The 13027-nt window shown below is 63.2% G+C and carries 13 protein-coding genes and 1 other RNA gene; 9 read left to right on the top strand and 5 right to left on the bottom strand.

The window, feature by feature from the left end; translation table 11 throughout:
- Positions 1 to 29: 29 nt before the first annotated feature.
- From ACLCGK_RS08945 to ACLCGK_RS08925, 5 genes are all read right to left on the bottom strand, one after another.
- Positions 30 to 248 carry a YgdI/YgdR family lipoprotein gene (locus ACLCGK_RS08945; RefSeq protein WP_003260792.1) on the bottom strand — a complete coding sequence of 73 codons (219 nt, stop codon included), beginning with the start codon at positions 246 to 248 and terminating at the stop codon, positions 30 to 32.
- 177 nt (positions 249 to 425) lie between these two features.
- Positions 426 to 1004, bottom strand: coding sequence for a BON domain-containing protein (locus ACLCGK_RS08940; RefSeq protein ID WP_023662826.1), 579 nt, complete (start codon positions 1002 to 1004; stop codon positions 426 to 428).
- Positions 1001 to 1594, bottom strand: coding sequence for a phosphoheptose isomerase (locus ACLCGK_RS08935; RefSeq protein WP_012274070.1), 594 nt, complete (start codon positions 1592 to 1594; stop codon positions 1001 to 1003). The genes ACLCGK_RS08940 and ACLCGK_RS08935 overlap by 4 nt, the downstream gene beginning before the upstream one ends.
- Positions 1595 to 1680: 86 nt before the next feature.
- Positions 1681 to 2052 carry a YraN family protein gene (locus tag ACLCGK_RS08930; protein WP_410951842.1) on the bottom strand — a complete coding sequence of 124 codons (372 nt, stop codon included), beginning with the start codon at positions 2050 to 2052 and terminating at the stop codon, positions 1681 to 1683.
- Positions 2052 to 3869 carry a penicillin-binding protein activator gene (locus ACLCGK_RS08925; RefSeq protein ID WP_410951841.1) on the bottom strand — a complete coding sequence of 606 codons (1818 nt, stop codon included), beginning with the start codon at positions 3867 to 3869 and terminating at the stop codon, positions 2052 to 2054. The genes ACLCGK_RS08930 and ACLCGK_RS08925 overlap by 1 nt, the downstream gene beginning before the upstream one ends.
- Positions 3870 to 4055: 186 nt before the next feature.
- Here ACLCGK_RS08925 and rsmI point away from each other — a divergent pair, with 186 nt between their 5' ends.
- From rsmI to mraY, 9 genes are all read left to right on the top strand, one after another.
- Positions 4056 to 4931, top strand: coding sequence for a 16S rRNA (cytidine(1402)-2'-O)-methyltransferase (gene rsmI / locus ACLCGK_RS08920; RefSeq protein ID WP_024087707.1), 876 nt, complete (start codon positions 4056 to 4058; stop codon positions 4929 to 4931).
- A gap of 67 nt (positions 4932 to 4998) precedes the next feature.
- Positions 4999 to 5358, top strand: an RNA gene (gene rnpB / locus ACLCGK_RS08915) — RNase P RNA component class A.
- A gap of 308 nt (positions 5359 to 5666) precedes the next feature.
- The gene (mraZ, locus tag ACLCGK_RS08910) at positions 5667 to 6122 is read left to right on the top strand and encodes a division/cell wall cluster transcriptional repressor MraZ (RefSeq protein WP_004575120.1); all 456 of its coding nucleotides are present in this window, start codon (positions 5667 to 5669) and stop codon (positions 6120 to 6122) included.
- Positions 6119 to 7066: a 16S rRNA (cytosine(1402)-N(4))-methyltransferase RsmH gene (rsmH, locus tag ACLCGK_RS08905; RefSeq protein WP_013974118.1), complete on the top strand. Its 948-nt coding sequence runs from the start codon at positions 6119 to 6121 to the stop codon at positions 7064 to 7066. The genes mraZ and rsmH overlap by 4 nt, the downstream gene beginning before the upstream one ends.
- Complete coding sequence (gene ftsL, locus ACLCGK_RS08900; RefSeq protein ID WP_346642470.1) at positions 7063 to 7356, top strand: cell division protein FtsL; 294 nt, start codon at positions 7063 to 7065, stop codon at positions 7354 to 7356. The genes rsmH and ftsL overlap by 4 nt, the downstream gene beginning before the upstream one ends.
- Complete coding sequence (locus tag ACLCGK_RS08895) at positions 7356 to 9098, top strand: peptidoglycan D,D-transpeptidase FtsI family protein (RefSeq protein ID WP_410951849.1); 1743 nt, start codon at positions 7356 to 7358, stop codon at positions 9096 to 9098. The genes ftsL and ACLCGK_RS08895 overlap by 1 nt, the downstream gene beginning before the upstream one ends.
- Positions 9095 to 10585: a UDP-N-acetylmuramoyl-L-alanyl-D-glutamate--2,6-diaminopimelate ligase gene (locus tag ACLCGK_RS08890; RefSeq protein ID WP_410951840.1), complete on the top strand. Its 1491-nt coding sequence runs from the start codon at positions 9095 to 9097 to the stop codon at positions 10583 to 10585. The genes ACLCGK_RS08895 and ACLCGK_RS08890 overlap by 4 nt, the downstream gene beginning before the upstream one ends.
- Positions 10578 to 11945 carry a UDP-N-acetylmuramoyl-tripeptide--D-alanyl-D-alanine ligase gene (locus ACLCGK_RS08885; protein WP_410951839.1) on the top strand — a complete coding sequence of 456 codons (1368 nt, stop codon included), beginning with the start codon at positions 10578 to 10580 and terminating at the stop codon, positions 11943 to 11945. The genes ACLCGK_RS08890 and ACLCGK_RS08885 overlap by 8 nt, the downstream gene beginning before the upstream one ends.
- A complete protein-coding gene (gene mraY / locus ACLCGK_RS08880) occupies positions 11945 to 13027 on the top strand; it encodes a phospho-N-acetylmuramoyl-pentapeptide-transferase (RefSeq protein WP_023661969.1) in 1083 nt (360 codons plus the stop codon). Before ACLCGK_RS08885 ends, mraY begins: the two co-directional genes overlap by 1 nt.

The raw sequence follows: 13027 nt of genomic DNA, 5'->3' as shown, positions 1-13027 counted from the left end.
TCGCCTTTTTTTAATTACGCCAGCCCTGCTTACAGGTCGCTGATGGTACGTACCTGGTCCTTGTTGATGCGGGTACGCTTGCCGTCGAGTTGCTGGAACTCATAGAAGCCGGCGTCACGGTCGAACTTCGGTACGTCGACGGCCTGGATTTCACGGCCATCGTTGAGGGTGATCAGGCTTGGTGTAGAGCAGCCGGCCAGGGTGGCGAAAGTGCCGAACAGCAGGGCAGGCAGCAGAAGCTTTTTCATGCGGTGTTTCCTGGGTTTTCTGAAACGTGGGGCAGTGTTGTTGCTTGTGCTGGCCGTTTGTGCTTGATTTTTCGCGGGTAAACCCGCTCCCACAGGAATACAACAAGCCTCGAACGCTGTGAGATTCGTGTGGGAGCGGGTTTACCCGCGAAGAGGCCGGTGCAGGTAATCAGTGAATCAGTCGATGTACTCGAACAGCTTGACGATCTTCTGCACACCCGAAACGCCCTGTACCACGGCAGTGGCCGAGTTGGCCTCCTGTTGGGTCACCAGGCCAAGCAGGTAAACGATGCCGTTCTCGGTAATTACCTTGATGCGCGAGCTGGGCACGGCATTGTCGGTCAGCATCTGGGTCTTGATCTTGGTGGTCAGCCAGGCGTCGTTGTTGCGCGCCAGGATGGAGGAGGGCTGCATCACCTGCAGCTCGTTGTGCACTTTCTTGACGCGCTGTACCTGGCTGGCAGTCTGCTCGGCGAGGCTCTTGAGGTCGGCGCGCGGTGTCTGGCCGGCCAGCAGGACGATGCCGTTGTAGCTGCTGACAACGATGTGCGAACCTTTGTCCAGGTCAGGGCTGGCCTTGGCGATGTTGACCGAGGCCTTGGTTTCGATCAGCGAGTCGTCGATCTTGCTGCCGATGGTGCGCGTTCCGCGATCGTCCTCGATCGGCGAATTGCGGGTAGAGGTCAGCACCGAGCTGCAACCAGTGACGCTCAGGCATAGGGTCAGGGCCATAAGGCCGAGGCGCGTAGGGGTCATTCTTCACTCCCGAACAGTTGGCTGTCGATCAGATCACACAGGCAGTGGATCGCCAGCAGGTGGACTTCCTGGATACGCGCGGTAACCGTCGAAGGCACGCGGATTTCCACGTCTTCGGGCAGCAGCAGCGAAGCCATGCCGCCGCCATCGCGACCAGTCAATGCTACGACAATCATTTCGCGGTCATGTGCGGCCTGGATCGCCTGAATCACGTTGGCCGAATTGCCGCTGGTGGAGATCGCCAGCAGAACGTCACCGGGCTGGCCCAGCGCGCGGATCTGCTTGGAAAAGACTTCGTTGTAGCTGTAGTCGTTGGCGATCGAGGTCAGGGTCGAGCTGTCGGTGGTCAGCGCGATGGCCGGCAGGCTCGGGCGTTCGCGCTCGAAGCGATTGAGCAGCTCGGAGGAAAAGTGCTGGGCATCGCCGGCCGAGCCGCCGTTGCCACAGGCGAGCATCTTGCCCTCGTTGAGCAGCGCGTTGACCATGACCAGGCTGGCCTGCTCGATGTGCGGTGCCAGGATGTCCATTGCCTGTTGCTTGGTATCGATGCTGGCCTGGAATAGCCGGCGAATTCGGGATTGCATGTCCATCTGGTGACCTTAAATGGGGCGGTGGCCTTTGCTACGCGCAACAACGACCAGCCCGCGAAACATAGAGCAAAAAAATCGGAATGGGTTCAGCATTCGAAGGCGTTTTTCAGCCATTGAAGCGGTCTGCCTGCATGGTGGCTGCCCTGCAGGGCGACTACGTCGAAGCGGCAGGGGTGGTTGCCCCAGTGGGGCTCCTTCTGCAGGAACAGGCTGGCGGCGAGCACCAACCGTTTCTGCTTGCGCCCGTCGATACTGCCGAGGGCGCCACCGAAGCCCGCGTGCAACCGGTAGCGGACTTCGACGAATACTACTGTATCGGCGTCGAGCATGACCAGATCAAGCTCACCGCCTTTGCATCGCCAGTTGCGCGCCAGCAGTTGCAGGCCTTGCCCTTGAAGGTACTCAAGGGCCTGGGCTTCCGCTGCCTGCCCGGCGCTGGTGGGCGACGCTGCTGCCATCAGCGGGCGGTGTCAGGCAGGCGCTGGACCTGGCCGCGGACGAACTCGGCCCAAGGCAGCTGGCGCTCGACACGCTGGTTGGCGTTCATGCTCAGGCTGCCTGAAAGGCCCAGTACGCGGTTGTCCGGCAGTGCTTTCAGCTGGTCCAGGCGCGGCGCCAGGCTGTAGGCGTCGACGCCCATGGCATACAGGCGGCCCAGGCTGCCGGCCGCTTGCGGCCACTGCTGCACGACCTGCTGGCGCAGGCTGTTGCTGGTGTCCAGCAGCCACGGGGTTTCGCAGAAGCGGATACCGTTCATGTCGTTGTACTGGTTGACGTCACCACTGGCGCTGTACAGGTTCGAGGTGGCGTAGACCGGTACGTCACCGGCGTACTGGAAGTTCAGGGTCGGCTTGATCTGCTGGGCCTGTTGCGGGGTCGAGGCGAGGAAGATGAAGTCGATGTCCTGGCGGCGCGACGGCTGCGCGGCGATGCTGCCACCTACCGTGCTCTGCAGGCTCTTGGCGCGGCCTTCGCTCTGGCGCAGCTGGAACAGGTCGGCAATCTGCTGGGCCAGTGCGACCGGCTGGGCAATGCGTTCGGCGGCGAGCAGAGTGCCACCGTTGCCTTCCCAGTCCTGGCGGAAGGCGGCAAGCACGCGATCGCCCCATTCGCCGCTCGGTACCAGGGCAACTGCGCGGACCATGCCATCGGCGCGGGCGCGGCGGGCTACTTCACGGGCTTCGTCTTCGGCAGCCAGGCCGAACTGGAACAGCTGCGGTGGAGCCTTCTGGCCGGCGTCGGCGTAGTTCAGGGCCAGGGTGGTGATCGGCAGTTGTGGCTTGGCAGCCAGTTGCTTGACCAGCGGTTTTTCCAGCGGGCCGATGACCAGCTGTACGCCTGCGGCCTGGGCCTGGCGATAGAAGTCGTCGAGCGAGCCGATGCGCGAGCTGTCGAATACCTGCACGGCTGGCGCCTGCTGGCCGGCTTGCTGGGCCTGGAAGTGTGCAGCCATGAAACCGTCACGCAGGGCGCGGGCAACACCAGCAAGCGGGCCTTCCTGAGGCAGCAGCAGTGCAATCTTGGTCAGCGGTTGGCTGGCCAGCTCCTTGAGCTTGGTCAGAGCCTGCGGCAGTTGCTGGGCGGCCGGGTGGTCCGGGTGCTGCTTGACCCAGGCGTCGATCGCCGCTTGCTGCTGCTCCAGGGTGCCGGCGCTTTTTACCGCGAAGGCCAGGCTGGTCCAGCCGGCAAGGGTCTGGTCGTTGCCAGGCTGCTGCAGTTGCTCTGCCGGCAGCGCGGCGACCAGTGCCCAGATGGCGTCATTGTTGGCGCTGGCGGCCTGGCCGCTGAGCAGCGGGGCCAGCAGCACGCGCTGTTGCGCGGCGGCGAGAGCCTGGCCATCGGCTTCGAGGGCAGCCGCGTGCACGCTGTAGGTGCGCGCTTGCTGTTCTTCCGGCAGTTCGGCGACGCGCTGCAGGCTGGGGTGGGCCAGGGCGGCCAGGGCAGCCTTGGGCTGGTTGCGGCTCATGGCCAGCTCGGCACCGAGGGTGCTGGCGAACACTTGCTGGGCCGGCTTGAGCGTGTCCAGCGGCACCTGCTCGAGGATGCGTGCGGCGCGTGGGAAGTCCTTCTGCCTGTAGGCCAGGTCGGCTGCGCTCAGGCGCAGCAGGGCGGCGTCTTCCGCGGACTTGCTGGAAGCAGCCTTTTCGAGCAGTTGCTCGATGCTGGCGTCCGGGGTGCGTGGCAGTTCGCCCAGGCTGGATGAGGGCGAGCTGGCGCAGGCTGCCAGCAAGGCAGCAAGGCAGAGGGCTGTGAACAGCCGCAGGCAAGCGATCATGTAAAGGTCCTGTTACTCGATCAAGGTGGCCGGCAATTGTACCCAAGCGATGGCCGGGGCGCGATGTTGCCGTGTCGATCCTTCACTATAGGAGGCCTGCCATCGGTCGCCGGCGAAGTTCTTTGCGCCCTGTTGCAGGCGCTCGGGCTACAATGGCGCCTTTGATCCGAACGACAGGTGTGCGCAGTGACTGATGTGGCAGGGGCTTCGAAATCCACGGTGGGGACGCTGTATGTGGTCGCAACCCCTATCGGCAACCTCGACGACATGAGTGCCCGGGCGCTGAAGGTGCTGGCGGACGTGGCCCTGATCGCGGCGGAAGATACCCGTCATTCGATCCGTCTGCTGCAGCACTTCGGCATCGACACGCCGCTGGCGGCATGCCATGAGCACAACGAGCGTGACGAGGGCGGGCGTTTTCTCACCAAGCTGCTGGCGGGCGAGAACGTGGCGTTGGTTTCCGATGCCGGCACGCCGCTGATTTCCGATCCGGGGTACCACCTGGTGCGCCAGGCGCGTGCTGCGGGGGTAAATGTGGTGCCGGTGCCGGGCGCCTGCGCTCTGATCGCCGCGCTGTCGGCAGCCGGCCTGCCGTCGGACCGCTTCATCTTCGAAGGCTTCCTGCCGGCCAAGGCGGCGGGACGGCGGGCGCGCCTGGAGCAGGTAAAGGAAGAACCGCGCACGCTGATCTTCTACGAGGCCCCGCACCGTATCCTGGAATGCCTTGAAGACATGGAGGCGGTATTCGGTGGCGAGCGCCCGGCGCTGTTGGCGCGTGAACTGACCAAGACCTTCGAGACCCTCAAGGGCCTGCCCCTGGCCGAGCTTCGCGCGTTCGTTGCTGGTGACAGCAACCAGCAGCGCGGTGAGTGCGTGGTACTGGTTGGTGGCTGGAGTGCGCCGGAGGGCGAACAGGCGGTCAGTGCCGAGGCGCAACGGGTGCTCGACCTGCTGCTGGCCGAGCTGCCACTCAAGCGGGCGGCGGCGCTGGCTGCGGAAATTACCGGGGTGCGCAAGAACCTGCTGTATCAACTTGCACTGGAAAAGCAGAAAGCCGAATAGTGGCATATTGATATAAATGCCGGTATTGCTTGTTCTTGGTCGCGCGTGCCGTTAATCTTGGCGGCGGAGAGTCGATCGGACAGTCGCTGCCTGCTTTTGTTCCGCAATAGCAGGGGGAGGAAAGTCCGGGCTCCATAGGGCAGAGTGCCAGGTAACGCCTGGGAGGCGCGAGCCTACGGAAAGTGCCACAGAAAATAACCGCCTAAGCACTTCGGTGCCGGTAAGGGTGAAAAGGTGCGGTAAGAGCGCACCGCACGGCTGGCAACAGTTCGTGGCTAGGTAAACCCCACTCGGAGCAAGACCAAATAGGGTTCCATCAGGCGTGGCCCGCGTCGGAACCGGGTAGGTTGCTAGAGGCGTCCAGTGATGGCCGTCGTAGAGGAATGACTGTCCTCGACAAAACCCGGCTTACAGATCGACTCTCCACCTTTCCCTCCCTGCTTTATTCGATAGCAGATGCCCTCTGGTAATACCGAAAAAATCTTACTCTTAATAAATCACTTTAACTTCGAACTCCATTCGCCTGCGTGGGTTTGATTTTTCTCGTATTTTTTTCTGCTCGGTAGTCCTTCCGCATTCCTTTATTGCGCTAAATCTCGGTCCTGTAAGGCTTTTCCTTCCGAACGTGCCTTGACGGTGCTGCGGGCGGATTCCTATAGTGTGCGCAAGTGGCAGAAAGTGGGATGAAGTGGGTTTTCTGACACAAAAAAGCTAACATTGTGGGGAATCGCAGCCGTGTTCCGCGGAGCCAACGCCGTCAGCCTCGATGCCAAGGGCCGTCTCGCCATGCCGAGCCGGTACCGTGACGAGCTCGATTCGCGTTGCAATGGTCAGCTGATCGTGACCATCGACGCCGTTGACCCCTGCTTGTGTGTTTATCCCCTCGATGAGTGGGAACAGATAGAAGCCAAGTTGCGTGCCTTGCCATCGTTGCGTGAGGAAAACCGCCGCCTTCAGCGTTTGCTGATCGGTAACGCGGTTGACCTGGAGCTCGATGGCAGTGGGCGTTTCCTGGTGCCGCCCCGTCTGCGTGAGTACGCCAAGCTCGACAAGAAGGCGATGCTGGTGGGGCAACTGAACAAATTCCAGCTGTGGGATGAAGATGCCTGGAACGCGGTTTCGGCAGCCGACCTTGCAGCTATTCAACAACCGGGCGCCATGCCCGACGAATTGCGTGACCTGATCCTGTGACCATAGATAGCGGCTTCAACCACATTACCGTCCTGCTCGACGAAGCTGTCGAGGCATTGGCCTTGCGCGCCGACGGTTGCTATCTGGACGGCACTTTCGGCCGTGGCGGGCACAGCCGGCTGATTCTCAGCAAGCTCGGGCCGCAAGGGCGGCTGCTGGGTTTCGACAAAGATCCACAGGCGATTGCCACGGGGCAAGCGCTGGCGGCCGAAGACGGCCGCTTTGTCATTGTGCAGCGCAGCTTTGCCGAGCTGGGCGCGGAAGTGGCAGAGCGTGGCCTGGATGGCAAGGTCAGCGGCGTATTGCTGGACCTGGGCGTTTCCTCGCCGCAGCTGGATGACCCCGAGCGTGGCTTCAGCTTCCTCAATGATGGCCCGCTGGACATGCGCATGAACCCGGACCAGGGCATCAGCGCCGCCGAGTTCATCGCCACTGCACCTGAAGAAGAAATAGCCCGTGTGTTCAAGGAGTACGGCGAAGAGCGTTTCGCCAAGCGCATGGCTCGTGCCGTGGTGCAGCGCCGCGAACAGCAACCGTTCACGCGCACCGGCGACCTCGCCGAGGTGCTGAAGGTGGCCAACCCGGCCTGGGAGAAGGGCAAGAACCCGGCGACCCGCGCCTTCCAGGGTCTGCGCATTCACGTCAACAACGAACTGGGTGATCTCGAGGCAGGCCTGGAGGCCGCGATCGATGCGCTGGAAGTGGGCGGCCGCCTGGCAGTGATCAGCTTCCATTCGCTGGAAGACCGCATCGTCAAGCTGTTCATGCGCAAGCTGGCCAAGGGCGAGGCTGACAACCTGCCGCGCAACCTGCCAGTACAGCACAAGGTCTTCGAGCCGAAAATCAAGCTCATCGGCAAGGCTCAGTTCGCTTCCGACGCCGAGCTCAAGGCCAACCCGCGGGCGCGCAGCGCCGTGATGCGGGTGGCGGAGAAACTGCGGTGAGCAGGCTGTTTGCCAAACCTTTGCCAGGCGGAAGCTTCCTGATGCTTCTGCTGTTCGTTGCTGTGCTGGTTTCGGCCATCGCCGTGTCCTACAGCGCGCACTGGAACCGTCAGTTGCTCAACACGCTGTACGGCGAATTGAGCGAACGTGACAAGGCCCAGGCCGAATGGGGCCGGCTGATCCTCGAACAAAGCACCTGGACCGCCGCCAGTCGCATCGAGAACCTGGCTTCCGAGCAACTGAAGATGCGCGTACCTTCGGCTGACGAAGTGCGGATGGTGGCGCCATGATGAAGCTCGAAGGCGCACTCTACCCCTGGCGCTTCCGCGTGGTGATCGGCTTGCTGGCGCTGATGGTCGGTGCCATCTGCTGGCGCATCATCGACCTGCAGGTAGTCGACCGTGACTTCCTCAAGGGGCAGGGCGATGCGCGCAGCCTGCGTCACATCCCTATCCCGGCTCACCGCGGCCTGATCACCGACCGTAACGGTGAACCGTTGGCGGTCAGTACCCCGGTCACCACCCTGTGGGCCAACCCCAAGGAAATGCAGGCCTCCAAGGACCGCTGGCCGCAGCTGGCAGCAGCACTGGGGCAGAACCCGCAGCAGCTGACCGAGCGCCTGACCCAGCAGGCCAGCAAAGAGTTCATCTACCTGGTCCGCGGCCTGACCCCGGAGCAGGGCCAGCATGTGCTCGACCTGAAAGTGCCGGGCGTGTATGGCCTGGAAGAATTCCGCCGCTTCTACCCAGCCGGTGATGTCACCGCGCACATGGTCGGCTTCACCGACCTCGACGACCACGGTCGCGAAGGGGTGGAGCTGGCCTATGACGAATGGCTGGCTGGCGTACCCGGCAAGCGGCAGGTGATCAAGGACCGGCGCGGCCGGCTGATCAAGGACATCCAGGTAACCAAGAACGCCAAGGCCGGGAAGACCTTGGCGTTGTCGATAGACCTGCGCCTGCAGTACCTGGCCACCCGCGAGCTGCGCAACGCCATTGCCGAACAGGACGCCAAGGCCGGCAGCCTGGTGATCATGGACGTCAAGACCGGTGAGGTCCTGGCCATGGTCAACCAGCCGACCTACAACCCCAACAACCGCCGCAGCATGTTCCCGGCCGCCATGCGTAACCGCGCGATCATCGACGTGTTCGAGCCGGGCTCCACGGTCAAGCCGATCTCCATGAGCGCGGCTCTGGAAAGTGGTCGCTGGAAGCCGACCGACAAGGTCGAGGTGTACCCGGGCAGCCTGCAAATTGGTCGCTACACCATCAAGGACGTGTCCAAGAGCGAAGGCCCGATCCTCGACCTGACCGGTATCCTGATCAACTCCAGTAACGTCGGTATGAGCAAGATCGCCTTCGACATCGGCGGCGAGGCCATCTACCGGGTCATGTCCCAGGTCGGCCTGGGCCAGTACACCGGCCTTGGCTTCCCCGGCGAGCGCGTCGGCAACCTGCCCAACCATCGCGAGTGGCGCAAGGCCGAGACTGCGACCTTGTCCTATGGCTATGGCGTGTCGGTGACCGCTCTGCAGCTGGTGCATGCATACGCGGCGCTGGCCAACGACGGCAAGATGGTGCCGCTGTCGATCCTCAAGGTCGACAAGGCCCCGGAAGCGGTGCAGGCCATTCCGAAGGAAACCGCCGAAACCATTCAGGGCATGCTGCAACAGGTGATCGAAGCACCGCGCGGCGTGTTCCGCGCCCAGGTGCCGTTCTACCACGTGGCCGGCAAGTCCGGTACCGCGCGTAAAGCCACCGTGGGCTCCAAGGGCTACACCGAAAACGCCTACCGCTCGCTGTTCGCCGGCTTCGGGCCGATGAGCGACCCGCGCTACGCCATCGTCGTGGTGATCGATGAGCCTGGCAAGGGCGGTTACTTCGGTGGCTTGGTTTCGGCACCGGTATTCAGCAAGGTCATGTCCGGCACCCTGCGCCTGATGAACGTTCCGCCAGACAACCTGCCGCCACCGGCACCCGCCGAACAATCGCAAGTCAATGCAGCTGCAACCGCCAAGGGAGGGCGTGGATGATGACAATGCCATTGAGCAAGCTTTTCGCTCACGCCAGCCGTGACCCGTTGATTCGTGAGCTGACGCTGGACAGCCGCAATGTGCGCCCGGGTGATCTGTTCCTGGCTGTTCCGGGTGCCAAGGTCGATGGCCGCGAGCATATCGCCGATGCCCTGGCGCGTGGCGCTGCCGCCGTAGCCTATGAAGAGCAGGGCGCGAGCGTCCTGCCAATCACCGATGTGCCGCTCATCCCGGTCAAGGGCCTGATCGCCCAGCTTTCGGATATCGCAGGTCGCTTCTATGGCGAACCAAGCCGCCAGCTGAACCTGGTGGGCGTTACCGGTACCAACGGCAAGACCAGCGTCACCCAGCTGGTGGCTCAGGCGCTGGATTTGCTTGGCCAGCGTTGTGGCCTGATCGGCACCTTGGGTACCGGCTTCTATGGTGAGCTGCAGAGTGGCCGCCTGACCACGCCCGACCCGATCGCCGTACAGTCGACCCTCAATGACCTCAAGAAAGGTGGCGCCAAAGCCGTGGCCATGGAGGTTTCCTCCCACGCACTGGAGCAGGGCCGGGTCGCCGCTCTGGAATTCGACATCGCGGTCATGACCAACCTGTCCCGCGACCACCTGGACTACCACGGCAGCATGGAGGCCTATGAGGCCGCCAAGGCCAAGCTGTTCGCCTGGCCGAGCCTGCGTTGCCAGGTGGTCAACCTGGATGACGATTTCGGCCGTCGCCTGGCCGCCGATTTTGCCCGCCGCCCGAGTGTCGACCATATCGAGACCCGGTTGCTCAGCTACAGCCTGGAGAACCCGGAGGCCTCGCTGTACTGCCGTGAAGCCTTGTTCAATGACGATGGCGTGCGCGCCACCCTGGTCACCGCCCAGGGCGAACGTACCCTGCGCAGCCAGTTGCTGGGCCGCTTCAACCTGAGCAACATGCTCGCCGCCGTGGCGACTCTGTTGGCGCTGGACTACGCGCTGGACGAAATCCTCAAGGTTACCCCGCAGCTGCAGGGGCCGATCGGCCGCATGCAGCGCCTGGGTGGGGGCGACAAGCCGTTGGTGGTGGTCGACTATGCGCACACCCCGGACGCCCTGGAGAAAGTGCTCGAAGCCCTGCGCCCGCATGCGCACGGCAAGCTGCTGTGCCTGTTCGGCTGCGGCGGCGACCGAGACCGCGGCAAGCGCCCGCTGATGGCTGAAGTGGCCGAGCGCCTGGCTGACCGCGTGCTGGTAACAGACGACAACCCGCGTACTGAAGACCCGCTGCGCATCTTTGACGACATCCGCCCGGGTTTCACCAAGCCTGTCGAAGTCGAGTTCGTTGCCGGTCGTGGCGAAGCCATCGCGCACCTGATCGCCACCGCCGCTGCCGACGATGTGATCGTGCTGGCCGGCAAGGGGCACGAGGATTACCAGGAGATCAATGGCGAGCGCCATGATTTCTCCGATTTGACCGAGGCCGAAAAGGCACTTGCAGCCTGGGAGGCTCCACATGCTTAAGCCGATGTCACTCAGCCAGCTGACCACAGCACTGAGTGGTCAACAAATCGGTGCTGACGCCACCTTCACCGGCGTCAGCATCGACAGCCGCAGTGTTGGCGCCGGGCAACTGTTCGTCGCCCTGGCCGGCCCGCGCTTCGATGGCCACGACTACCTGGCCGATGTGAAGGCCAAGGGCGCTGTCGCGGCCCTGGTCGAGCGTGAAGTAGCCGATGTCGACTTGCCGCAGCTGCTGGTCACCGATTGCCGCCTGGCCCTCGGCCAGCTTGGCGCGCTGAACCGTGCTGCCTTCGACAAGCCGGTGGTGGCCATCACCGGTTCCAGCGGCAAGACCACGGTCAAGGAGATGCTCGCCAGCATCCTGCGCACCCGTGGCCTGGTGCACGCCACCCGCGGCAACCTGAACAACGACCTCGGCGCGCCGCTGACCCTGCTGGAGATCGCTCCCGAGCACAGCGCCGCGGTGATCGAGCTAGGCGCCTCGCGCATTGGCGAGATCCGCTACACCGTCGGCCTGACCCGGCCCCAGGTGGTCATCATCAACAACGCCGGCACCGCCCACGTTGGCGAGTTCGGCGGCCCGGAAAAGATCGTCGAAGCCAAGGGCGAGATTCTCGAAGGCCTGGGCGAGGGGGGTATCGCCATCCTCAACCTGGACGACAAGGCCTTTGATATATGGAAGGCACGTGCCGGCGCGCACAAGGTCTTCAGCTTTGCCCGCAACAATCCAAAGGCCGATTTCCATGCCTCTGACATCGGCCGCGATGCCCGTGGTTGCCCTTCGTTCAAGCTGCATGGCGCTGGCGACACGGTAGACGTGCAACTCAATGTGCTCGGTGAGCACAACGTCAGCAATGCCCTGGCCGCCGCTGCCGCTGCCCATGCCGTTGGTCTGAGCCTGAGCGGCATCGCCGCAGGCCTGGCTGCCGTGCAACCGGTCAAGGGCCGTACCGTGGCGCAGATCGCGCCGAACGGCGTGCGGGTGATCGACGACAGTTACAACGCAAATCCCACCTCCATGTGCGCGGCCATTGATATACTCGCCGGCTTTTCCGGGCGCACCGTCTTGGTGCTTGGGGATATCGGCGAACTGGGGCAATGGGCGGAAGAAGGCCACCGTCAGGTGGGTGACTACGCGCGTGGCAAGGTCGACGCCCTGTACGCAGTGGGTTCCAACATGACACACGCGGTCAAGGCGTTCGGAGCCAATGGCCGCCATTTCGCTACTCAAGCTGAGCTGATCGACGCGGTTGGCGCCGAGAATGCCAGCGACACCACTATCTTGATCAAGGGCTCGCGCAGCGCTGCGATGGAAAACGTCGTGGCGGCATTGTGCGGTGCCAGCGGGGAGAAACATTAATGCTGCTGCTGTTGGCCGAGTATCTGCAACAGTTCCACAAAGGCTTCGCGGTCTTCCAGTACCTGTCCCTGCGCGGGATTCTGGGTGTGCTGACCGCGTTGTCCCTGGCGCTGTGGCTGGGGCCGTGGATGATCCGTACCCTGCAAATCCGCCAGATCGGCCAGGCCGTGCGTAACGACGGCCCGCAATCGCACCTGTCCAAATCCGGCACCCCGACCATGGGTGGGGCGCTGATCCTGTCCGCCATCGCCGTCAGCACGCTGCTGTGGGCCGACCTGACCAACCGCTACGTGTGGGTGGTGCTGATCGTTACCCTGGCATTCGGTGCCATCGGCTGGGTCGACGACTACCGCAAGGTGATCGAAAAGAACTCGCGTGGCCTGCCAAGTCGCTGGAAGTACTTCTGGCAGTCGGTATTCGGCCTGGCTGCAGCCATCTTCCTGTACAAGACCGCGCCGACCAGCGTCGAAACCACGCTGATCCTGCCGTTCATCAAGGATGTCACCATTCCGCTGGGCATCGGCTTCGTCGTGCTGACCTACTTCGTCATTGTCGGTTCGAGCAACGCGGTCAACCTCACTGACGGCCTCGACGGCCTGGCGATCATGCCGACGGTGATGGTCGGCGGCGCTCTGGGCATCTTCTGCTACTTGTCGGGCAACGTTAAGTTCGCCGAATACCTGCTGATCCCCTATGTGCCGGGTTCGGGCGAGCTGATCGTGTTCTGCGGCGCGCTGATCGGTGCCGGCCTGGGCTTCCTGTGGTTCAACACTTACCCGGCGCAGGTATTCATGGGTGACGTCGGTGCGCTGGCGCTGGGCGCCGCGCTGGGCACCATCGCCGTGATCGTCCGCCAGGAAATCGTGCTGTTCATCATGGGCGGCGTGTTCGTCATGGAAACCCTGTCGGTGGTGATCCAGGTTGCCTCCTTCAAGCTGACCGGCAAGCGCGTGTTCCGCATGGCGCCGATCCACCACCACTTTGAACTCAAGGGCTGGCCAGAGCCACGGGTGATCGTCCGCTTCTGGATCATCACCGTGATCCTGGTGCTGATCGGCCTTGCAACCCTGAAACTGAGGTAG

The organism is Pseudomonas sp. S1(2024) (assembly GCF_046557535.1).
The sequence above is the reverse complement of the archived record's forward strand: the minus strand, read 5'-3'. Positions and strand labels throughout refer to the sequence as shown.